We start from the raw sequence: 22,035 nt of genomic DNA, 5'->3' as shown, positions 1-22,035 counted from the left end.
CAATTTTGCGCAAAAAACTCTATTTTTTATATAAAGGAAGGAATCCAAATTGATGGATTCCTTCCTTTTATAATATCCAATTAATTTGCACTTCTTTTAAATGGCCACCAATTGGCTGCTCCGAAGTTTTTGACCATCACTGGAATAAACAGCGGAAGCATAATAAATGCATACAGGAATAAACCAACAATAATAATAGAAGCAATTTGCAATAGCGATAGCATACCAGATGGCATCATCGCGGCAAATGTTCCACCTAAAATGACTGCTGCTGAGATAATTACTGTACCCATTTTTTTCATAGCGAGAAGCATCGCATCTGCCACAGAAAGATCTTTGTACTCGTTAAATCGATCCATTAGGAAGATGCTGTAATCCACACCAAGAGCAACGAGAATAACAAATCCAAAGAATGGAACTGCCCAGCTAATGCCTGTGTAGCCTAAAATATTGACATAAATAGCCTCGTTGATCGCCATCGATGTAAAGTAAGTAAGAATTAATGAGCCAATAATATAAACTGGCATGATAATGGAACGGAATAGGAAAACCAAGATAATTGAAATTCCAATAAGCATAAGGACAACTGTACGAGAATAGTCTTGATCAGATAAGTCACTTAAATCCGCATTTGTGCTTGTAATCCCACCTACTGCAACAACGGCATTTTCAAGTTTCGTATCTTTTGTTGCTCTATCAACAGCGTCTTTAATCTGATCAACTTGACTGATTGCCTCATTTGAATAAGGGTTTGCTTCAAAAATAACATCAATTGTCATCACTTTACGGTCATTAGACATATACACATCATATACTTGGGCAAATTCTTCACTTTCTAATACTTCTGCCGGCAAGTAGAAACCATCCATATTCTCAGATTTAGACAATCCTGATAGATAATCCTGTGCAGATTCTAATCCCTCAGAAACTTTATTCAATCCCTCCGTACTTTGACCGAGGCCATCTGTTAACTGGCCGATTTGGCCGCCCAGATCACCGAAGCCAGCGAGAAGCTGTTTCTGTCCATCATTAATACTATTTAACCCATTAGTTACCTGTGGCATATGTGAGATAATCTGTCCTTGGCCATCAGCCAGCTGATTGAATCCTGCTTGCTGTGCTTCAATGCCTTTAATTAACTGCTCTAATCCTGCAGCTAGGCCTCCTTGGCCCCCCATTGCCTTTTCAAATCCAGCATTAGCTCCAGCCATTCCTTCAGTCACTTTGGCAAGGCCAGCATTTAATTCATTAACATTTGCAGATAAACCGCTAAGCTGCTTAACCAAGCCTTGCTCACCTGCTATCGTTTGCTTCATTTTCTGATATTGGTCATCTGTTGATAAATCTGTATACTTACTTTCTAAATACCCATACATTCCGGCATTTGCCTGCACAAGTCCATTAGATAATGCAGTCAAGCCTTGACCAACCTTTTCATAATTTGTAGTTATTGTCTGAAGATTTCCGTGCAGGTTTTTATATCCCCCAAGAAGCTCCTGATACCCAGCAAGTAAATCCTCCGCTCCTTTTTTAGACTGAGCTAAGCCTGCTTTAATATCATCCGATCCTTTTGTTCCTTGGCGAATTCCATTTTCAATCTTGGCTAGATTGGTTTGAATCTCTTTTAAGCCTGACTGAAGTTCACCCGTACCCGATATTAAATCATTAATGCCATTTGTTGCTTTCTTTAATTCCGGCTCTGATTTCGATAACTCATTGCCAGCCTCATTTAAACCTTCACTAATTTTATCAAGGCCCTCTTTTCCTTCTCCTAAGCCCTCTTCAAGTGTTTCGGCTTGCTTCGCAACAAAGAAATCATCAATCGGTTCTCCTGTTGGTCTTGTTACAGAACGTACCGTACCGACTAAATCAACCTTTTCTAACTCTTTACTAATTTTCTCAGCCAATCCGATGTATTCAGCAGAATCCATTTCCTCATCATTTTTAATCACAACTTGCGTTGGCATAGATTCTCCCGGTCCAAAGCTGTCTGCAATCGCATTGAATGCTTTAATGGAGTTAACATCTCCGCCAATTTCCTCCAATGAGTTATAAGAAAGCTCACCATCATAGGTAACTAGGAATGGTACACAAACGGCAGCTACTATTAGTAAAGCAATGAAGGGACGTGCCAATGAAAACCTTCCTACTATGCCCCAAAGCTTGCTCTCCCCATGCTCTGCTTTGCTTTTGGATGGCCAGAAAAGCTTATGTCCTAATACAGCCATGAAAAACGGAACAACTGTAAAAAGGGCAATTAGTAAAAGTGCTACGCCTACCGCAACTGCAGCAGCTGATTGATAAAGAATAAATTGTGAAAATCCGATTGCAGCAAATCCAATCATAACAGCTACGCCACTAAAGAATACCGTACGCCCTGCATTTCGATAGGTTGCAACAATCGCTTCAGCAACACTTTCGCTATGTGATAACTCTTCTTTAAAACGGCTAAGTAATAAAATACAATAATCCGTTCCAATTCCAAATAATACAGCAACTAAGAAAATTTGCGTGTAATTGGAAATCGGGAAATCAAACCGATCAACTAAAAATGAAACGATCGACTGTGAAACAAGATAAGAAAATCCGACTGTCACTAAAGGGATGATCGGTGCAATGACAGATCTAAAAACGAGCAATAATACAGCAAGAATAAAGATAACAGTAATTCCCTCCGTTTTCTTTAATCCCTCTTCAGAGCTTGCCATTAAATCTTCATTTATTTGCCATTCACTTGTATAATAATGATCCACATTAATATCTTTTATGGCTTTATATAATGAATCATTTAATTCACTTGGCTCACGATCTTTCCAGTCGAGCGTGATCGAAGTAAGAATCGACTTTCCATCTTTTGAAACGAGCTGATCCTTTAAAGTCTCTTCATTAAAATGAGTAAGAATCTCGGTTATCCCTAATTCCTTGTCTTTCTCAAGAATACGAACCGCTCTTTCCGCTTCCTTTATATCTTCTTCTGTTAATTTCTTATCATTATGAAAGACAAGAGCAACCTGGGTCTCATCTCCTCCGCCCTCCTGCTTCGCCACATCTGCCAATATTTCCCCAGCAAGCGTGGAAGAATATTCATCAGGAACAGTAATCTGTCCTTTTTCTCGGACAAGATCAGCCATATTAGGCGCAACCAGAAAAAGACCAACAGCAATAACGATCCAGGCAATGATAACGATCCACTTATTTTTTATAATTTGATGCATCCCTATTCCTCCACCTTATGTTCTTTACTCTCTATTAATATTTGGTTTAATTTTTCATAAGTTTCAATGAACTGTTTAATTTCTATAGGGTCAAACTTTTTGATAAATGATTCTACAAGCTTAATTATTCGTTTCTCACAATTGGCATACAGCTGATTTCCTTTATCCGTCAATGTAAGGTATACAACACGACGGTCCTTCTCATCACGTGTCCGCTGAATTAATCCCTTTTCCCACATTCGGTTGATAATGGCTGTTATGGCACTTTTCTTTACATCGAATTCCTCAGCTAATTCCGATGAGGTGCATGATTTAGTCTGACTGATATACCTCAATATATAATGCTGATCATTTGTAAGATCACTGCCTATTTGATCCCTAATAAGCGATTCGCCTTTTCGATGGACGGAAAATGACAAATCAATATATCGATCAATTAGTTCTTGTAAATTATCTAACAATTTCCCACTTCACCTCCGTAAATGATTCTATTGTTTAATTGTTCAACACATTAACTATTAATGAATTTAACTTTACTAAATGGAGGGCTTTTTTGTCAATAAAAAAACGAACTGTCCATGCATTTGGGAAAGTTCGTCTGAATTCACTATTTAACCTAATTATGTTGTGCTATTATTTCGGGGTTTTGGTTTATGGAATAAGCCAAGTTCTTTTTTCTCTTTTGACAAAGAGCGATAAAGTGAAATCATCATTAGGAGCATAATAAACGAAAATGGAAACGCGGCTGCAATTAGCGCATTTTGAAGCGCTTGCAGCCCACCACTATAAAGTAGAATTAAAGCAACAGTTGATTGCGCAATTCCCCATGTTAATTTCACTCGATTCGGCGGTGTAAGTGAACCATATGTTGTTTGCATCCCTAGTACAAATGTTGCCGAATCAGCAGACGTAATAAAAAATGTACTGACAAGAACAATGGCAACAATTGATAAAACCATGGACCAAGGGAATTGGCTAAAGACAGCAAATAAAACTTCTTCAGTTGCAAATTTCGTTAAATCTACATTTCCTGCATTTTGTACCTCAATAGATGAAGTCCCAAATACCGCAAACCAGAAAAAACTTACTAATGCCGGCAGTAATAGCACACCAATGATAAATTCACGAATGGTTCTTCCTCTTGATACACGCGCAATAAAAATCCCAACAAACGGGGACCATGAAATCCACCAAGCCCAATAGAAAATGGTCCAATCATTTATCCAAGTACGATGCTCTTCATTAAGAGGAGCAATCCGGAAACTCATTTGAATGATATTTTGAATATAACCGCCAATAGAATCAGTAAACATATCGAGTATTAATATTGTAGGTCCTGTGATAAACATTAATAACAATAAAGCCACTGCTAGTAACATATTTGTATTACTTAAATATTTGATTCCTTTGCCTAAGCCTGACCAGGCTGAAATCATAAATAGAACAGTCACTACCGCAATAATAATAAATTGGACTAGGAAATTACTTGGTATCCCATATAAATACGATAATCCTCCATTAATTTGTGCAGCTCCAAAGCCTAAAGTCGTCGCCACCCCAATAACTGTAGCAAAAACGGCCAGTACATCAACAATTGTCCCTAGGATCCCATCCATGCTTTTCCCTAAAACTGGCTTTAGGGTAGCAGAGATAAGGCCCGGTTCTCCTTTGCGAAATTGAAAATAAGCTAATGAAAGAGCAACTAGTGCATAGATCGCCCACGCATGAATCCCCCAGTGAAAAAAGGTGTATCTCATCGCCTCTTTATTTGCAGCAGCAGTCCCGCCTTCTGCTAAAGGTGGATCAATGAAATGGGACAGTGGTTCAGCTGCACCCCAGAATACAAGTCCAATCCCCATCCCCGCACTAAATAACATCGCAAACCAGGAAACCTTAGAAAACTCTGGCTTTTCATCCTGCTTTCCTAGCTTAATGGCACCAACAGGGCTAAAAATAAGAAAAAGACAGAATATCACAATGATTGTAACTAAAATTAAGTAATACCAGCCAAACGCTGTTGTCAGAAATGCTTGCAAATTGCCTGTAGCTTCTTCAAAAGTGTCTGGTGCCGTTGTCCCAAAAATAACCGCAGCAAGAACAATCGCCACTGAAATCCAAAAGACATTTGATACCTTTTTCATAAAAAAATCCTTTCTGTGACCAAAGTTTTCTCTTAGTATGCTTACAATCCATTACATTTAGTATTTGAATCGCCAGGTATCTTCACTAGAATGGCTTAGCAACAAAAAAACCTGTAGATTTATCCACAGGTTTTCCCTCATTTACTATAATCTTGTACTTTCATTTATTTTGTACTTTGCTTTTTCGCAAAATACTTTAAATCATTGATCATCTCTTTTTGTTCCACTTCATTTATATCAAAATGAATGCCATAGAAGTAGCTATCAAATGCCTTCTGTTTCCAAATGATTTCTCCTTGTATCTTATGTTCTACTTGAGATAATTTAAATCTAACTGTAATCTTTATATCCTCTTGATAGGAGATAGGGATATCAAATGGGATACTTAATTTCATCCCATTTGGGCTTAAATCAATCAATCTTGCTTCCCCATTTGAGATTCCGATTCTATTTCCATTCATTTCATCAATCGTAAAGAAAGCAGTTATTGGCGTTCCAAATGAAAAACGGAAGCCCTCATCCCTTTTGAATCTCATACATTTACCGCCTTTATACTTAGTAATAGAACATCTATATTTTACAAAAAATAGATGTTAATGACAATAAAAAGGCAAATCATGCTGTTTATTTATATGAGAAATAAATGGTCGGTCTGATTAATTAAATAAGAGTAATCCCCTTTATTCTATTTCTTTAATTCATTTTTTGGAACTTCTCTAATAAATGCCCGTACCTCCGTCGTTGTAAGCCCCAGCTTCTTTGCTTTAAGAATAAGAGCCATCCATTCCTTATCTAGCTTTTCCTGCTGCACCTTCTTCCTCGAATTCATACAACTCTCAACCCCTACGATCATTCTTCTTTGATACTCTTATTTATGACCCCATTCAGAAATATATCAACAATCTCCTCGGCAAGTCTATTCGGTTCCTTTATACCCGGGAATAATTGAGTGACAGTTAGACGTTCAATCAAGCCAACAAGGCTTTCCGCGAAGGTGCACATATCTACACTCGCACTGAAATAACCATTCTCTACTTCTGAAGCGAGATTTTCTTCAATTTGTAGTGCTAGTTTCCTTTTCAGCTCCTCAGAAGTGGAAGATTCAAAGAAGCTAATTTTTGTTAAATCGGGATTCTCTTTAAAAAAGGTAAACATTTCTGCAAGTCCGTATGTAATCCGACCTGATAAGGAGTTTATTTCGATTCCTGGCTCCAAACGGCTCTTTCTCGTAAGATTAAATAAATTTCCCCGAAACGATTCGACTAATTCCTGAAAAATCGCTTCTTTATTTTCGAAATATAGATAGAAGGTAGGCTGGGTCATTCCAGCCCTTTTTACAATAGAACTAACCTTCGTACCATGGTAGCCATTTTCAGCAAATTCATTTGCAGCAATACGTAATAGAAGGGCTTTGCTTTGTTCGCCATTTGATCCCTTTTTTCTTCCTCTTTGACCCATTAATGACCTCTCCAAGCTGTAAACGATTATATTACTCAAGAGTATTATCTTATGATTCATCAATTAAGTCAATATTTTTAAAATTTAAATTATTACCAAAAATGAGCTTACCCTTTTGGATAAGCTCGCAGTTATTTACTCCATCAAACTTGATTCATTCCCTCTGTTAGGTTCTATTTTTTTACTCCAAATCGGTACGATAATGGCACAAATGAATGAAGAGTAATATGGTAGAAACTTTATTCCAATAGGCTGATCGAATAGGATCATGCCGATTATTCCAATAAAGCTTGATAGGGCTATTCCCAGAATGAATCCTCCTACTGCTCCAACAATAATTGCCAATAATGTTCTCATCGTTATTTCCCACTTTCACTAGACTTTTTATAAAGTAAATGCCAGGTCTTAGTAACAATTGTGAGTGATAAAATAAATAGCAGTGTAGCAATGACTGGATGTGCTGCACCTGCCCATGGGAGAGCTCCTCTACTATTTGCCGTAAAGTACATAGAGAATATACAAACAAGTAGCCCAAGTATTTGCCAGTATGCCCAGCGTGGCATTCTACCGACAAATGCCATCACTAGCATAAAGAGCGGTGTGTTAAACCCAAAGAGGTGAACAAATATGAAATGCTTTGTCCAGTTTACAGGATTTACAAAAATGGCCAATCCTGCAATAAATATTTGTATAATTGTACAAACAGCAAAAATTACGGCTAAAGTAAGATAGCTAACTCTTCCAAATCGTATACGTTTTGATATCTTCGTATTTTCCATGCTCAGTTCCCCTTTTTTAATCTATTTTGTTCTACATACATAAGATATCGCTCAATTCTAAAAGTCCTCTTAGCTAATTCTTAAATAATTATTAAAAATGGATAAAGTTCAAATTTCATATAAAAAGACAGGAGATGCTGGAGCATCTCCTGTCTTCTTAAGATTTAAAACGGTAACCTGCACCCCAAATAGTTTCTATATATTCGGGATTAGATGGAGCAGTTTCAATCTTTTCTCGGATTTTTCGAATGTGGACAGTAACGGTTGTCAAATCTCCCATCGAATCGAGCCCCCAAATCCGTTCAAACAAATGATCTTTACTAAAGACTCTGTTTGGATTTTCAGCTAAAAATGTTAGCAGATCGAATTCCTTTGCCGTAAAAAACTTCTCTTCTCCATTTACAAATATTCTTCTAGCTCCTTTATCAATATGTAGCCCGAAGACTCGAAGCTCATCCGGATTCTCTTCTTTGCTTACTAATCTGTGATATCTCGCAAGATGAGCTTTCACTCTTGCCACTAATTCATTGGGACTAAATGGTTTAATGATATAATCATCTGCCCCAAGCCCTAGTCCCCTGATTTTATCAATATCTTCTTTCCTAGCAGAGACCATCAGAATCGGAATTTCTTTTGTCTTTCGAATTCTTTTACATATCTCGAAACCATCCATTCCCGGAAGCATTAAATCTAATAAGATAAGATCATACTCCTCTGAAATGGCTTTTGTTACTCCAATTTCTCCGTTCGTAACAATATCTGCTGTAAACCCATTGATTTCAAGGTAATCACGCTCTAGTTCCGCAATGCTGAGCTCATCTTCAATAATTAATACCTTGCTCATTTACTCACCTGCTTTTTCAATGTAAAGAAGATACTTGTTCCATCTCCTAGCTTGCTTTCCGCCCATATTTCCCCGCCATGCTCCTCAACAATTCTCTTAACAATGGCAAGCCCTAATCCACTGCCTCCAGTTGCTGTATTTCTCGAAGAATCGGCTCGATAAAACCGATCAAAAATATTGGGAAGTGCTTCGTCAGAAATTCCGCCGCCATTATCTTCTATTCGAGTGATTACTTTATCTCCGAATGCCTCCATATGAACATGGATATGCTTTTCTTCCTTATCAAGATACTTCAAACTATTATGAATCAAATTGGTCACTACACGCTTTAATTGTTCCCGATCTGCCATCACTTGATAAGAATCTGCTTGATCTGCTTGGAAGGTGACAGCAATCCCCTCTCCTTCCAATTCAAATCTTAGTTCATCTAGAAAATCTACTATATACGTATAGAAATCAAATGTCTCAAAGTGAAAAGGAATGCGGTTTAAATCCAATTTTGAGAACAAAAATAATTCATCAATTAAATGATCCATATCTATTGCCTTTGAATAAATCGTTTGTATGTAACGATTCATTTTTTCTGGCGTATTAGCAACACCATCACGTATTCCTTCCACATATCCCTTGATTGAAGTAATAGGAGTTTTTAAGTCATGAGAGATATTAGCTATTAAATCTTTTCGATTTTCTTCATATTTTAATTGCAGTTCAGCGGATTCTTTTAATTTATCTCTCATTCGATCAAAAGTTTCTGCCAACTGGCCAAGTTCATCATTCGTTATCGCTTTAATGTGGAAGTCTAAGTTCCCCTTACTAATCTGTTCAGCAGCTTCAATCAGCTTACCCACCGGCTTAATAATGCTTTTTGAAACAAAGAAGGTGAGCAAACCATTTGTAATAATAATAATGAGCAATAAAAAACCAAATCGTATCTTAATAAATATTTCAATCGAGTCTCCGTCTAGTCTGCGAATTAGGAAAATTCCTAAGACGATTTCGAAAAGAAAAAAAGATAGAATTGGAATAACAATCATGGCAATATTCGATGCGATCAAGCGATTACGGATAGACACTGCTTTTCCCAACTTTCATTTAATAGACCTATTTCTTCTATTATATTTTTCTATATGAACGAAGCATATAGTGGAAGTCTAAATACATTCTAAACAAATGATTAAATTTTTATTAAATATTGTGTATCCCTTATTTTTCACTATAATAAGTTTAGAGGTGAGCATATGGCACGTGAGAGGAAATTTTCGATTGAAGAGTTATTTACATCAACTAAGGAGCTGCTCCTTATACATGGCTATGAGGGATTTACCTTTAGTTTACTGGCTGATCGATTAAATGTTTCGAGAGGGACATTGTATAAGTACTATGAAAATAAAGAGGAACTCATAACCGACTTTATGATTGCTGAATTGAAGCACTTTTTAACTGACCTGCAAAAAATTGAACACTGTAAAGGATTTGAGGCTCAATTTGATTTTCTGATGAACCTTATTTTTGACATGCCCGAGGTTCAGCAGTTAATAAAAATTGCTGTTCAAATTCCTGTAAATATCAGTGATAAGGTTAAAAAAAATAAGGAACATTTAGATAAGCTCCATTTGGATATGTATACACATTTGCAAAGTTTTCTTTACCTAGGTAAAGTTGAGAAGAAATTAAAAGCTCATATTCCCGATGGATTAATACTAGGTTTTATTTTTCAAACGATTGCCATTCCTAATCATTTTGGGATTCCACATTCCGAATGGGTTGCATCCATCAAAGAAATGATCAGTCATGGAATGTTCACAAATAATTAATTGACACTTGTGTTACTTTTAAAAGATAATAACAGTGACAATCATGTCATTTTTATTTTCTTCAAAGTAACACCACTGTCACCTTTTATAAAAAATGATGAAAGGAATTATCATATGAAAACTTTTTTACAATCCATAACTGACCGTGTCACAACGAAAAAAGGAATGTGGACTACTTTAGCTATTTGGTTGGTGGCCACTGTACTTTTAGCAGTTTTTGCCCCAAGTGTAAAGGATTATGAAGTTTCAAGAGTTGCTTCTCTGCCTGAAGATGCTCAATCCGTTATTGCACAATCCAAAGTAGACAAATACTTTAAAGACACTGATGGGACTCCAGCTATTTTAGTCTTTCAGGCTAAAGAAGGAGAAGTCGAACTCTCTCAGCTGGCTGAACTCTTAGCTAAAATTGAGAATGAAAATATTGAAGGAGTCGAGCAAGTAATTCCTTTAGCTGCCTTGCCTCCTCAAGCCGCAGCCGGGTTTTTCTCAGAAGATAAGACAACAGCTTTAATCCCTTTAACCTTTGATTCTTCTTTAGAAACAAAAGAGTTGAAGGTTTCATTAGAGCCTATTAAGGATATTGTCAAAGAATCATCTGATTTAACCTTATATGTGACCGGACCTGCTGGAATTGCGACAGACTCGCTTGATTTATTTTCTAGAGCAGATGTTGTCCTTATTTTATCAACAGTTGGATTGATTCTTATTCTGTTAATTGTCATCTACCGTTCACCATTATTAGCGCTAATCCCGCTGCTTGCAGCTGTCTTTGTTTATGAAGTTGTTATGCAGACACTTGGATTAATGGGAAAAGCAGGATTAGATATTAGTAATCAAACGATATCGATTGCATCGATTCTTTTATTTGCTGCAGTTATTGATTATTCCCTTTTTGTCTTTTCTCGTTATCGTGAAGAGCTGAAGCAACATGATGATAAATTTACTTCAATGAAAGCGGCAATGAGAGAAACTGGTATGCCTGTTTTCTTCTCTGGTGGAACCGTATTAGCAGCCATGCTCGTATTGTTCTTTGCAGGTCTAGGAGATTACCGCAATTTTGCACCGACATTTGCAACAACCATGGCAATTATTATGCTTGCATCCATTACACTTGTTCCGGCGTTATTCACCCTATTCGGCAGAAAGTCCTTCTGGCCTAAGATTCCGAGGGTAGGCGAAACAAAAGTCAAGACAAACTCTATTTGGAGCAAAGTTGGACGTTTTGTTGTGAAAAAGCCTGGGTTATCCGTTGTAGTTATTGGAGCCTTTCTCCTTTTATCTGCAAGCAATATGTTTAATCTAGAATATGAATTTGATACAATGAAGTCTTTCCCTGATGATATGCCATCTCTTGTTGGCTATGAAATTTTAGAAGCAAAGTTTGAAAATGGAGATTTAGCACCGACAACCGTATTATTCGAAGCAAATGATGAGGTTAGCACTGAACAGCAAGAAGCATTAGTAAATACACTTTTAGAACAGCCGCTTGTTAACAATGTGCGCTTAAATGGCAAAACAGAAGATAATAAGGCACTTAATTTTAACTTGACCTTTGAAGAAAATCCTTATTCCGTTGAAACAATGGATGCGCTGGAAAAGATGATACTGCATTCTGATCAGATTGTTTCTGACAGCAATCTTACTGGAGAGCTTTACTTCGCAGGTGAAACGGCCACTAAAGTAGATGATCGGTCTGTTAATAATAAGGATGTCATCCTCATTGTTTTACTTGAAACGATATTAATATTCATTATGCTGATTGTATTGACAAAATCCTTTAAAATGCCGATTTACATGATGGGGACGATTCTCGTTTCCTTCCTAGCTGCTTTAGGCTTAGGGATGTTCTTAACTAATCTAATCTTTGATATCGATACCATCAGTAACCGGGTTCCACTCTATGCCTTTGTATTCTTAATTGCACTTGGCATTGACTATAATATTATTTTAATTTCAAGATTCCAAGAAGAACGAAGAACGCATTCAGTCAAGGAAGCTGTAGAAATTGCTGTTGCTAATACGGGTGGGGTCATTTCCTCAGCAGGAATTATCCTTGCTGCAACCTTCGCGGTCTTAATGACACAACCTGTTCAATTATTATTCGTCTTTGGTTTCATTGTCGCAGTTGGAATTTTATTAGATACTTTCTTAGTCAGAGGGATCTTACTTCCTGGGTTAATTGTGATGTTCGAGAAGGATAAAGCTGATAAAAAAGTAACATCAAAATAGTTAGACAAAATAAAAGCCGATATGCACTGCAAATGCAGAGTATCGGCTTTTTTTATAGTAAAAAAATAAAAAACCACCAACTGCTTATTGATGGCGGATGGCTCATCTTAGCTGGTAAGCTTCAATAGATCGGCTGCTTGACTTTCTGTGATATCCCTAATGAGGATCATTTCACTAATTACATTTCTCTTCGCTTCATTTAACATATGACGTTCACTCGTATTAAGCACCTTTTCCTTGCTGTAGTACAAAAGGTCCCGAATCACTTCTGCTGAATCCTGTACATTGCCTGTCTTCATCTTCTCCATATTCGAATTAAATCTTTCTTTCCATGGAAGTGATTCCTTCGGCTCCATATTATGAAAGTCAAACAATATATCTTTCATTGTCTGCCGATCGATAATAGGACGAATACCAGATTTCTGTATCTTTTTAATAGGGATCATCACATTCATATTACTTATAGGAATGTTAATCACATAATATTCATGTGTCTCGCCGAGAACTTCCCTTTCTTCGATGGCTTTAATGATACCTGCCCCATGCATTGGATAAAAGACCTTGTCACCAACTTGAAACAAATCATCCACCTCCATATATACTTACATATATATGGTATCACAGTATTGTTTTTTAATCAAATTTTTAAATATATCATATTATAAACTTATCCGTCAATACTTTTTCTCCACTTTTTATTCGTTTTTTCATTTTCAATTAGCCCTATAAATTGGCTGACACTCGCATTCCCCCCAAATCTAAAAAGCCAATCCATCAGTATATTTTCAATACAATGGATTGGCTTTTGTATGACTGCTATTTATTCCATCTTAATATGAAACTTTTTATTGGATTTAACACAAAATGATCAAGAATCAGAATGATTAAGATACAAATAATCGTCCATGCAAATACTTTGGCCGTATTAATATTAACCCGGGCCAATGCTAACGAATAGCCAATTCCTGAATTTGCACCTAACAGCTCAGCCATAATCGTTATACGAACAGCCGATCCTACTGCTAGAGATATTGCCGAGATAATTGGAACAGCTAATCCCGGCAGGATAATATGCCTTAAATTCTGAAAAGGAGAGATTTTATAGATTGCGCCCATTTCAAGTAATTGTTTATCAATATTTCGCCAGCCATCTGCCGTATTTAAATAGATAACCGGAAAGACCAATACACTTACAACAAAAGTAGGGACAACCGTACTTGTTCCGAACCAAACCATCGCCAGTACAACGACAATGATTGGCGGCAGCCCCATAATAATTGAATAAATTGGGCGAAAGGCTTCGTACACAAATTCAAATCTTCCCGCAAACAATCCACACGTTATCGCAATCAGAATACCAATTACAAGGCCTAGCAGCATTCGTAAAGCAGACTGGGATAACTGGCCAGCTAATTCCCCATTTAAGATCAATTTTATCAATTCATTCCAAGTTTCTAAAGGTGATGGCAATAAGATACTTGGTAAATAAAATGAACATACCTGCCAAATACAAAGCAAAAGGAATAGGACAAAGATCCGAGTGAATCTTTTCTTATTTTTCGTAATAGAAGCCTTCATCTGGTAGTTTCCCTCCAATAATTTCAGGAGAAAGTGTGGCTAGTTCATTAAAAAAAAACTCTAAATCATCTTTTGCATCTTTTGCTGAAACAAATTGTAAATTTAACGATGGAATAACCTTTTCAATAATTGGCTGCGGTACATCTTCATTCATTTTATTAATAATGGCAGCGGCTTCAGTTGGATTCTTATTAATGAATTGAATACTTTGTTCGAATTGATTTTGGATTTCCTGAACCAATTCAGGATTTTTTTCAATTAATGCATTGGATACCAAAATCCCTGCCTGTGGAATGAATGAATCTCTTCCTGTTGCCTTTTTCCACTCTTCTTGTAAATTCATAATCTTAGCAAGGTTCTTCCCTTCCTGCTTACCTTTCACAACTGATAGTGTCGCTACATGCTCAGGAACAACAGCATATTTTGCTTTATCTGCAATCATAAGCTGAACGATTTCTTGTGGAGAAGAAACATACTCTATCTTAATATCCTTTGTTGGATCAATCCCGTTTTTCTTCAATAAGTATTGGAAAACTAAATCTGGCATATCCCCTTTGAAAGGAACATGAATGGTCTGCCCTTTTAATTGCTCCCAGCTTACCTGTTCACCATCTGGTCCTACCACATACAGAATACCCCAGATTAACACATTCATTAGCTTAACATCCATCCCGCGATTATATAAATTGGCGCCTACATAAGTTGGAACAGCTGAGATATCTGCCTGATTGGCACTAATGCGCGCACGGAGTTCATCTGGATTCTTCCATGGCAAATAGTTTAATTGATTTGTAAATTCTTGCAGATTATTGTCATCCACTACCTTATAGATTGGTGCGGCAATTGAGATACCCATTGGAGCTTGAATCGTTAGTTCACTTAGTTTTTCTGTTGCTTCTTCCTGCTTGGCCGGCTTTTCATTTGCCGTTGTATCCGACTCTTTTTTCGTTGATTGTGAACACCCTGTTAAAAATAGTCCTATTAATAAAGTAAAAATAAGAAGATATTTTAATCTGTTTTGTTTTGTCATTATGTAATCCCTCCAACCCAATTCCTGAGCTCTAGTTCAATTTGTTTTAAGTAGCTGTAATCTCTTTCTGTCCTGCTTCTCTCAATATTCATTTCATATTTAATAGAGCAGCCTTGACTTGATAGGACCAAAATTCGATCTGCTAGTTTTATAGCCTCTAGCGGATCATGTGTGACATAAATAATACCGATCTGATTCTTATCAATTAGCTTTATCACATCTTCTTGCAGTTCATTTTTCAATTTAGGATCAAGTGCTGAAAAGGGTTCATCCATTAAGATAATTTGTGGATCTGCTGCTAAGGCACGAGCAATTGAAACTCGCTGTTTCATCCCTCCAGATAATTTTGACGGGTAATCATTTGCTACATGATCTAATCCAACCATTTTTAATATTTCATTGGTCTGTTTTTGTTTAACTTCTCTGTCCTTCTCTTTCATAACAAACAGAATATTATCAATGACGGTCCGCCATGGAAGTAATCTTGGCTCCTGAAACACATAGCCGAACTTTTTTGTATGCACGCTGACTTTTCCAGCAGTCTCAGCTAATAAGCCTGAAGTAATATTTAAAATGGTTGTTTTCCCACAGCCAGAAGGTCCTAACAATGCAATGACTTCCCCTTTTTTTAAAGAGAAGGATAAATTTTTAATGACTTCGTGTTCATTATATTTTACTGAAACAGAATCAAATTCTAATAGCACTTCCATTCTTAATCACCTGCTGTTGTATAGTTGCTATAGCATTATTCGATCATCCTATCATCCTAACGTAAACATTTTCCTAAATGATAATAATTTTCATTTTCACTTAGAATTATAATAGATACTATTTCAGATTAATTGTGATTTAGCTCACACTTTATTGCATGATTTGTGTCTAAAATGTGTCTGATAATTTTAAAAAGCAATTTATATCACTCAACAATCTTTTATTTTCACTTTATCGAAACAATTAAGAAACCAAAAAAAGGATGTTCAGAAGGCTGAATTCCAGCATTCTAAACATCCTTTTTAAACTGTTTTCACTAATAGATAGATGAAATATGGTGCACCTAATATTGAGACAACTAATCCGACTGGTAATTCCATCGGTGCCATAATTACTCTGCCTAAAGTATCAGCAGATAGCAGTAATAGGGCTCCAATTATTGCCGTTAACGGCAGAATTTTTGCATGTCTTGCTCCTATGAGGCGTCTCGCTATATGTGGGGCAATAAGCCCTAAGAATGTAATCCCTCCACCGACTGCAACACAAGCTCCCGCTAATGCAACAGAAACAAAGAGCAATACCCTTCTTTCTTTCTCAATGAAAACACCGACACCTATAGCTACATCATCTCCAAGACGTAAAACATCTAGAAACCTTGCTTTATAGATCGCAAAGGGAAGGAGTAGTATTAACCACGGCAATAACGCCAGTACAAATGTCCAATTGGTTCCCCAAATCGTCCCTGACAGCCAAATAATGGCCTTCATAAAATTAATCGGTTCCATTTTCATTTGAAAAATAATTAATCCTGCACCAAATGCAGCATTGATTCCAATTCCAACTAGCAGCAAGCGAACAGGTGTCACTTTTCCATTTTTCCAAGAGAGAGTGTATATTAAAATCGCTGCAATAAAGGCACCAATTAAAGCTGTAAGCGGCATGATAAATACCGATAATCCCCCTGTAAAAAAGGCTGTATGTTGAAAGAAAAACATATAAAGAACAACCGCAAATCCTGCACCAGAATTAATGCCAAGAATCCCTGGATCTGCAAGTGGATTTTGTGAGATCCCCTGTAGAATAGCCCCTGATACGGCAATACCCATTCCAACTAATAGTGCAAGGACGATCCTTGGTAAACGAAAATCAAAGATCGTTAATTCATTTTGCGGTGTACCCTTGCCCATCAGTGTTGCTAATACTGTATCTAAAGGAATTTTAATATATCCTGCATTTATACTTAAGAAAAAGACAATAACGGTTAAAATACTTGTTGTTATCATTAGGAATTTAAATTTATCTTGGTCTTTCGACAACAGCTTGCGCATTACATTCCTCTCCCTTCTTTACGTGCTAGATAGAGAAAGAACGGAACACCAATGATTGCTGTTATCGCACCTACTGGCGTTTCAAAAGGAGCATTTATCATCCTGCCGACAATATCTGCGACAATTAATAAGATTCCTCCTAAGATCGCTGAACACGGAATGATCCATCGATAATCCACACCTACTATAAAGCGAGTGATATGTGGAATAACTAGTCCAACAAATCCAATCATTCCAGCAATTGACACAGCTGCACCTGTTAAGAGTAAAACGGCTAGTATACCTAGTATTTTAATAATATTTGTATTCTGTCCTAACCCTTTTGCTATTTCCTCACCCAAACTCAGAATGGATATTGAACGTGATAGGAAGATGGCTAAGATCAGTCCACCTAGTACGAATGGAATGACATACATCAATTGCTCCATTTGGACACCCGACACACCGCCAGCATACCAATAGCTAATATCCTTCGAAACATTGTATTTAATTCCAATAGCCGTTGATAACGAACTAAGCAATGATGTAATGGCTGACCCTGCTAGTGCAAGTTTGACTGGTGTAACTCCACCCTTAGATAAAGAAGAGACACCGAATACTAAGATCGCTCCAAGTCCAGCTCCAATAAATGAAAAGGTAATCATCCCTGTGTAAGTAATGGCAGGAAGGAATGCAAAAGCAATCGCTATTAAAAAAGAGGAGCCCGCTGTTACACCCATAATGGAGGGTGAGGCAAGTGGATTTCTAGTCATCCCCTGCATAATGGAGCCTGAAGCTGCAAGGGCTGCTCCGACAAGAACGGCGGCTATTGCTCTTGGAAGCCTTAATTCTCGAATGATGACATGCGAGGAATTTTCACTATCAAATGCGAATAATGCCTTCCAAACCGTGTTATAGCTAAGATCTGCTGCCCCAAAATGGATCGAAGTTACGATTGAAAGCAAAAGTACAATCGAACCAACAAGCAAAATAATTGAACCTAATAAATGATTACTATGTAAGACATTCTTTGCAGATCCAGCATGATTATTAGTACTTTGATTCATAATAAAACGACTACTTTCTTCAAGAAATGTTCACATCTTTTTATAATACATTATTGACAAATTATCAATTTTATATTTTAATTGAAATCAATAATCATTATCAATAGTGTATATTTTACCATACTTCTAGGAGGATTCCAATGAATAATTTGTTAAGTAAAAAGAAAATCATGCAGTTAATGGGCGTTGGTCTGCTTGCGTTTTCTTTAGCAGCTTGTGGAGATGCTGATGAAAAAACAACAGATCAAACTGAACAGCAGGCTGCGGATTCAAATAAAGATGAAGTTGCAACTGAAAGAACACTAACAGATGCGATGGGCAATGAAGTCGTTGTCCCTGCTAACCCAGAACGAGTTATTGCTACATATCTTGAAGATAATCTTGTTGCTCTAGGTATTAAGCCTGTAGCACAATGGAGTGTAAATGATGGAGCTAGTATTCAAGGGTATCTTCAAGACAGTTTAAAAGGAATCCCAACCATCCCACATGATTTGCCATTTGAAGCTGTTCAAGAGCTTACACCAGACTTAATCATTATGGACTCTGCAAGTATGGTTGAAGGCGGAAAATACGATCAATACAATAAGATCGCTCCAACCTATGTAATTGGGACTGAAGTGAACAATGACTGGCGCGATGAATTGCTTCGTGTTGGAGAAGTATTTGGAAAAGAAGACGAAGCTAAAAAGGTATTAGAAGACTACGAAACAAAAGCGAAAGAGGCAAAAGCAGAAATTGAAGCTACTGGTGATCAACCTTCTGTAGCTGCTATTTGGTTAGTAGGCGGAAACTTCTTCATTGTGAGTGAAAACTTATCAAGCGGTGCCGTTATGTATCAAGATTTAGGATTAAAAGTACCTGCTGTAGTAAAAGAAATTTCTGCTAGCGGCGAAAGCAACTGGAATGCTATTTCTTTAGAAAAACTAGTTGAACTGGACGCTGATCATTTATTCCTGATCAATAGTGATACTGCAACTGGATCATCTGCTTTAAGTGATAAATTATGGAGCAGCATCCCTGCTGTTAAAGCTGGGAATGTCCATGAGTTCTCTCCTGATGAAAGCTGGTTATACACTGGTGCGATTGCAAATGAACAAATTATTGACAATATCTTAAAAAGCATCGTGAAATAATTGGAAAAGGGCTATCGCATGATTGATTGTGATAGTCCTTTTCTCTTAAATTCTATTTGTTATTGATTCTCATTATCAATTATTATAAGATATACTTATATAAAGGGAAACTTCACACAGCAGGGATCTTGCCGCCCGCTAATCTGTGATAAACTAATGATGAATGAATATGAGAAAGAAGGCTTTGACATGACCCGTTTACTTACTAAGGATTTACATGTCGGTTATCAAGAAAACTTAATTGTTAATCAAATGAATATACAGTTTAAAAATAATGAAATCACTACGATTATTGGTCCAAATGGCTGTGGAAAATCTACATTACTAAAGGCGATCACACGAATAATCCCCCATTCAAAAGGGAGCATTTTATTAGATGGCCAATCAATCGCGAAAGAGAACACCAAAAAGCTAGCACAGAAAATGGCTATTCTGCCTCAAACACAGGAAAGTGCCTCAGGTCTAATGGTTGGTGAACTTGTTTCCTATGGTCGATTCCCCTATCAAAAAGGATTCGGAAAGTTATCACTTGCAGATTATGAAGTGATCGATTGGGCACTAACTGTAACCAACACCATGGATTATAAATTTCGGACAGTTGATTCCCTTTCAGGCGGACAAAGACAGCGTGTATGGATTGCAATGGCACTCGCACAAGAAACCGAGATTATCTTTCTAGACGAACCAACGACATATCTTGATATGGCCCATCAGTTAGAAGTGCTTGAATTGCTAAAGAACCTAAACGAGACTCAGAACCGCACAATCATCATGGTTCTACATGATTTAAACCATGCTGCACGCTTTTCACACAATATCATTGCACTAAAAGACGGCAATCTAATAAAGGCAGGAACAAGTGAAGAGGTCATGCATAAAGAGACTCTGCAAAAGGTTTTTAATATTGATGCAGAAATTGGATTTGACCCACGGACAGGGAAACCAATGTGCGTGACCTATGATTTAATTAGAGGGTAATCATTCGAATCAAATAGCCTGTTTTGAAGAAGGATTCATCATTTGAATCACTTTTTCAAAACAGGCTTTTATTTATCCAAATGCAAGCAACAAACTTGACTAGTAAATAACCCCGTCCTTTTCCAGTAATTGATAATTAATTGTTCAAAATTTTTTTCTATCGAATGAACAAATAGTGTGTTAATATTTTACCAAGATATTATTTCGCAATTATTTGATTTAAGTGTATTGTTTAAATATTTACACTTAGTGGAAGATCCTAGCCTAGTCATAAACAGAAAGTGGGAAATGATATGCAAGAACAAAAGCTAGCAAGAGGCCTTAAAAACAGGCATGTGCAACTAATTGCAATCGGCGGGGCAATCGGAACTGGATTATTTCTTGGGGCAGGAAAATCGATTCATTTAGCAGGACCGTCCATTTTATTTGCCTATATGATTACAGGCGTCATTTGCTTTTTGATCATGCGCGCACTTGGAGAACTGCTCTTAAGCAATTTGGAATATCATTCTTTCGTTGACTTTGTCAGAGATTATTTAGGAAATATGGCAGCATTTATCACTGGCTGGACCTACTGGTTTTGCTGGATTTCAATCGCAATGGCCGACTTAACAGCTGTTGGACTCTATACGCAGTTTTGGCTTCCTGATGTACCACAATGGATGCCTGGCCTAATTGCACTTGTTATTTTGCTAGTCATGAACCTTGCCACTGTAAAGCTTTTCGGTGAAATGGAATTCTGGTTTGCATTAATTAAAGTTATTGCGATTCTAGCATTAATTGTTATTGGTATATTCATGATTATTAAAGGCTTTTCAACTGATTCAGGTGCATCCAGTTTCTCGAACTTATGGAGCCATGGCGGTATGTTCCCTAATGGAATAAATGGGTTCATCCTCTCATTCCAGATGGTTGTATTCGCATTTGTAGGCATTGAACTTGTAGGACTGACTGCAGGTGAAACCGAAGATCCTGAAAGAGTTATTCCGAAAGCAATCAATAATATTCCTATTCGGATTTTAATATTCTACATCGGTGCACTCATCGTTATTATGAGTATTTATCCTTGGAATGCTATTAACCCAATGGAAAGTCCCTTTGTTCAAGTATTCGTTGCCGTTGGTATCGCTGCAGCAGCGGGTATTGTCAATTTTGTCGTACTAACATCCGCAGCTTCAGCATGTAACAGTGCTATTTTCAGCACAAGCCGGATGCTATACTCACTTGCTAAAGATAAAAATGCACCTGTACCACTTACTAAACTTACTTTAAGTAAAGTACCTTCTAATGCATTGTTCTTTTCAACTGTAGTTATTCTCATTGCCGTTGTTTTGAACTATGTTATGCCAGAGGGAGTCTTTACACTAATTACTAGTATTTCTACCGTATGTTTCCTCTTCATTTGGGGGATTACCGTTATTTGTCACTTGAAGTATCGCAAAACTAGACCAGATTTAGCAAAAATAAATAAATTCAAATTACCGCTTTATCCATTTGCTAATTACTTAATTCTCGTTTTCCTAGCATTCATCTTTGTTGTACTTGCACTAGCAGAAGATACTCGTATTTCATTATTCATCACACCTGTATGGTTTATTCTGCTGATTGTGATTTATAAGATACGCGAAAAGAAAGGGAATCTCGCAGATCAGAGTAGAGCAATTGAAAATTAAGCAACAACAAATCCCTGTCCACTAGAAGGACAGGGATTTGTTAACATGAGGGAATGAAACCCAAAAACAAAATCT

Annotated in this window: 21 protein-coding genes; 5 read left to right on the top strand and 16 right to left on the bottom strand. The window is 37.0% G+C overall.

The genetic code is table 11. From position 1 onward, the window contains the following. Positions 1-80: 80 nt before the first annotated feature. The 10 genes from ACFYKT_RS09760 to ACFYKT_RS09715 form a co-directional block, all read right to left on the bottom strand. Positions 81-3,215, bottom strand: coding sequence for an MMPL family transporter (locus ACFYKT_RS09760; RefSeq protein WP_389218917.1), 3,135 nt, complete (start codon positions 3,213-3,215; stop codon positions 81-83). A 2-nt stretch (positions 3,216-3,217) separates the two neighbouring features. Next, positions 3,218-3,676, bottom strand: coding sequence for a MarR family winged helix-turn-helix transcriptional regulator (locus tag ACFYKT_RS09755; protein WP_389218914.1), 459 nt, complete (start codon positions 3,674-3,676; stop codon positions 3,218-3,220). Positions 3,677-3,835: 159 nt separating this feature from the next. Then, positions 3,836-5,356 (bottom strand): glycine betaine uptake BCCT transporter, encoded by a 1,521-nt coding sequence (locus ACFYKT_RS09750; protein WP_389218911.1) that lies wholly within the window; start codon positions 5,354-5,356, stop codon positions 3,836-3,838. Between the two features lie 164 nt (positions 5,357-5,520). Continuing rightward, complete coding sequence (locus tag ACFYKT_RS09745; RefSeq protein ID WP_389218909.1) at positions 5,521-5,892, bottom strand: PilZ domain-containing protein; 372 nt, start codon at positions 5,890-5,892, stop codon at positions 5,521-5,523. 149 nt (positions 5,893-6,041) lie between these two features. Beyond that, the gene (locus tag ACFYKT_RS09740) at positions 6,042-6,185 is read right to left on the bottom strand and encodes an anti-repressor SinI family protein (protein WP_389218906.1); all 144 of its coding nucleotides are present in this window, start codon (positions 6,183-6,185) and stop codon (positions 6,042-6,044) included. 20 nt (positions 6,186-6,205) lie between these two features. Continuing rightward, positions 6,206-6,814 (bottom strand): TetR/AcrR family transcriptional regulator, encoded by a 609-nt coding sequence (locus ACFYKT_RS09735; RefSeq protein WP_389218903.1) that lies wholly within the window; start codon positions 6,812-6,814, stop codon positions 6,206-6,208. Positions 6,815-6,949: 135 nt separating this feature from the next. Further along, positions 6,950-7,171 carry a DUF5957 family protein gene (locus ACFYKT_RS09730; RefSeq protein ID WP_389218900.1) on the bottom strand — a complete coding sequence of 74 codons (222 nt, stop codon included), beginning with the start codon at positions 7,169-7,171 and terminating at the stop codon, positions 6,950-6,952. A 2-nt stretch (positions 7,172-7,173) separates the two neighbouring features. Beyond that, a complete protein-coding gene (locus ACFYKT_RS09725) occupies positions 7,174-7,593 on the bottom strand; it encodes a DUF6220 domain-containing protein (RefSeq protein WP_389218897.1) in 420 nt (139 codons plus the stop codon). 157 nt (positions 7,594-7,750) lie between these two features. Beyond that, positions 7,751-8,437 (bottom strand): response regulator transcription factor, encoded by a 687-nt coding sequence (locus tag ACFYKT_RS09720; protein WP_389218893.1) that lies wholly within the window; start codon positions 8,435-8,437, stop codon positions 7,751-7,753. Beyond that, entirely contained in the window at positions 8,434-9,474 is a 1,041-nt protein-coding gene (locus ACFYKT_RS09715) for a sensor histidine kinase (protein ID WP_449257595.1), read from the bottom strand. Before ACFYKT_RS09715 ends, ACFYKT_RS09720 begins: the two co-directional genes overlap by 4 nt. Before the next feature lie 204 nt (positions 9,475-9,678). Between ACFYKT_RS09715 and ACFYKT_RS09710 the strand changes: the two genes are divergently transcribed. Continuing rightward, positions 9,679-10,254, top strand: a complete 576-nt coding sequence (locus tag ACFYKT_RS09710) for a TetR/AcrR family transcriptional regulator (protein WP_389218888.1) — start codon at positions 9,679-9,681, stop codon at positions 10,252-10,254. Between the two features lie 114 nt (positions 10,255-10,368). Next, positions 10,369-12,483 carry an MMPL family transporter gene (locus tag ACFYKT_RS09705; protein WP_389218885.1) on the top strand — a complete coding sequence of 705 codons (2,115 nt, stop codon included), beginning with the start codon at positions 10,369-10,371 and terminating at the stop codon, positions 12,481-12,483. A 107-nt stretch (positions 12,484-12,590) separates the two neighbouring features. Here ACFYKT_RS09705 and ACFYKT_RS09700 read toward each other — a convergent pair whose 3' ends face one another. The 6 genes from ACFYKT_RS09700 to ACFYKT_RS09675 form a co-directional block, all read right to left on the bottom strand. Next, a complete protein-coding gene (locus ACFYKT_RS09700) occupies positions 12,591-13,079 on the bottom strand; it encodes a CarD family transcriptional regulator (RefSeq protein WP_389218883.1) in 489 nt (162 codons plus the stop codon). Positions 13,080-13,299: 220 nt separating this feature from the next. Continuing rightward, entirely contained in the window at positions 13,300-14,061 is a 762-nt protein-coding gene (locus ACFYKT_RS09695) for an ABC transporter permease (RefSeq protein ID WP_389218880.1), read from the bottom strand. Then, positions 14,036-15,091, bottom strand: a complete 1,056-nt coding sequence (locus tag ACFYKT_RS09690; protein ID WP_389218877.1) for an ABC transporter substrate-binding protein — start codon at positions 15,089-15,091, stop codon at positions 14,036-14,038. The genes ACFYKT_RS09695 and ACFYKT_RS09690 overlap by 26 nt, the downstream gene beginning before the upstream one ends. Next, positions 15,091-15,801: an ABC transporter ATP-binding protein gene (locus tag ACFYKT_RS09685; RefSeq protein WP_389218874.1), complete on the bottom strand. Its 711-nt coding sequence runs from the start codon at positions 15,799-15,801 to the stop codon at positions 15,091-15,093. Before ACFYKT_RS09685 ends, ACFYKT_RS09690 begins: the two co-directional genes overlap by 1 nt. 303 nt (positions 15,802-16,104) lie before the next feature. Then, a complete protein-coding gene (locus tag ACFYKT_RS09680) occupies positions 16,105-17,130 on the bottom strand; it encodes a FecCD family ABC transporter permease (protein ID WP_389218871.1) in 1,026 nt (341 codons plus the stop codon). After that, on the bottom strand, positions 17,130-18,176 hold the full coding sequence (locus tag ACFYKT_RS09675; protein ID WP_389218868.1) for a FecCD family ABC transporter permease: 1,047 nt from the start codon (positions 18,174-18,176) through the stop codon (positions 17,130-17,132). The genes ACFYKT_RS09680 and ACFYKT_RS09675 overlap by 1 nt, the downstream gene beginning before the upstream one ends. A 140-nt stretch (positions 18,177-18,316) precedes the next feature. Between ACFYKT_RS09675 and ACFYKT_RS09670 the strand changes: the two genes are divergently transcribed. The 3 genes from ACFYKT_RS09670 to ACFYKT_RS09660 all read left to right on the top strand — a co-directional run bounded on the left by ACFYKT_RS09670 (position 18,317) and on the right by ACFYKT_RS09660 (position 21,960). Beyond that, on the top strand, positions 18,317-19,309 hold the full coding sequence (locus ACFYKT_RS09670; protein ID WP_389218865.1) for an ABC transporter substrate-binding protein: 993 nt from the start codon (positions 18,317-18,319) through the stop codon (positions 19,307-19,309). A 189-nt stretch (positions 19,310-19,498) separates the two neighbouring features. Further along, complete coding sequence (locus ACFYKT_RS09665) at positions 19,499-20,287, top strand: ABC transporter ATP-binding protein (RefSeq protein ID WP_389218862.1); 789 nt, start codon at positions 19,499-19,501, stop codon at positions 20,285-20,287. Between the two features lie 293 nt (positions 20,288-20,580). Next, complete coding sequence (locus tag ACFYKT_RS09660; protein WP_389218859.1) at positions 20,581-21,960, top strand: amino acid permease; 1,380 nt, start codon at positions 20,581-20,583, stop codon at positions 21,958-21,960. Positions 21,961-22,035 lie beyond the last annotated feature (75 nt).

The sequence above is a fragment of the Cytobacillus mangrovibacter genome (assembly GCF_042865275.1).
In the GTDB taxonomy this organism is placed as follows: domain Bacteria; phylum Bacillota; class Bacilli; order Bacillales; family Cytobacillaceae; genus Cytobacillus; species Cytobacillus mangrovibacter.
Note: the sequence above shows the minus strand (reverse complement) of the source record. Positions and strands in the feature narration are given on the sequence as shown.

Bases quoted from the DNA above. Each gene is read 5' to 3' on its own strand.
- ACFYKT_RS09760 (WP_389218917.1), bottom strand. From the start codon at position 3,215: ATGCATCAAATTATAAAAAATAAGTGGATCGTTATCATTGCCTGGATC.
- ACFYKT_RS09750 (WP_389218911.1), bottom strand. From the start codon at position 5,356: ATGAAAAAGGTATCAAATGTCTTTTGGATTTCAGTGGCGATTGTTCTT.
- ACFYKT_RS09745 (WP_389218909.1), bottom strand. From the start codon at position 5,892: ATGAGATTCAAAAGGGATGAGGGCTTCCGTTTTTCATTTGGAACGCCA.
- ACFYKT_RS09740 (WP_389218906.1), bottom strand. From the start codon at position 6,185: ATGAATTCGAGGAAGAAGGTGCAGCAGGAAAAGCTAGATAAGGAATGG.
- ACFYKT_RS09735 (WP_389218903.1), bottom strand. From the start codon at position 6,814: ATGGGTCAAAGAGGAAGAAAAAAGGGATCAAATGGCGAACAAAGCAAA.
- ACFYKT_RS09730 (WP_389218900.1), bottom strand. From the start codon at position 7,171: ATGAGAACATTATTGGCAATTATTGTTGGAGCAGTAGGAGGATTCATT.
- ACFYKT_RS09725 (WP_389218897.1), bottom strand. From the start codon at position 7,593: ATGGAAAATACGAAGATATCAAAACGTATACGATTTGGAAGAGTTAGC.
- ACFYKT_RS09720 (WP_389218893.1), bottom strand. From the start codon at position 8,437: ATGAGCAAGGTATTAATTATTGAAGATGAGCTCAGCATTGCGGAACTA.
- ACFYKT_RS09715 (WP_449257595.1), bottom strand. From the start codon at position 9,474: ATGATTGTTATTCCAATTCTATCTTTTTTTCTTTTCGAAATCGTCTTA.
- ACFYKT_RS09710 (WP_389218888.1), top strand. From the start codon at position 9,679: ATGGCACGTGAGAGGAAATTTTCGATTGAAGAGTTATTTACATCAACT.
- ACFYKT_RS09705 (WP_389218885.1), top strand. From the start codon at position 10,369: ATGAAAACTTTTTTACAATCCATAACTGACCGTGTCACAACGAAAAAA.
- ACFYKT_RS09700 (WP_389218883.1), bottom strand. From the start codon at position 13,079: ATGGAGGTGGATGATTTGTTTCAAGTTGGTGACAAGGTCTTTTATCCA.
- ACFYKT_RS09695 (WP_389218880.1), bottom strand. From the start codon at position 14,061: ATGAAGGCTTCTATTACGAAAAATAAGAAAAGATTCACTCGGATCTTT.
- ACFYKT_RS09690 (WP_389218877.1), bottom strand. From the start codon at position 15,091: ATGACAAAACAAAACAGATTAAAATATCTTCTTATTTTTACTTTATTA.
- ACFYKT_RS09685 (WP_389218874.1), bottom strand. From the start codon at position 15,801: ATGGAAGTGCTATTAGAATTTGATTCTGTTTCAGTAAAATATAATGAA.
- ACFYKT_RS09680 (WP_389218871.1), bottom strand. From the start codon at position 17,130: ATGCGCAAGCTGTTGTCGAAAGACCAAGATAAATTTAAATTCCTAATG.
- ACFYKT_RS09675 (WP_389218868.1), bottom strand. From the start codon at position 18,176: ATGAATCAAAGTACTAATAATCATGCTGGATCTGCAAAGAATGTCTTA.
- ACFYKT_RS09670 (WP_389218865.1), top strand. From the start codon at position 18,317: ATGAATAATTTGTTAAGTAAAAAGAAAATCATGCAGTTAATGGGCGTT.
- ACFYKT_RS09665 (WP_389218862.1), top strand. From the start codon at position 19,499: ATGACCCGTTTACTTACTAAGGATTTACATGTCGGTTATCAAGAAAAC.
- ACFYKT_RS09660 (WP_389218859.1), top strand. From the start codon at position 20,581: ATGCAAGAACAAAAGCTAGCAAGAGGCCTTAAAAACAGGCATGTGCAA.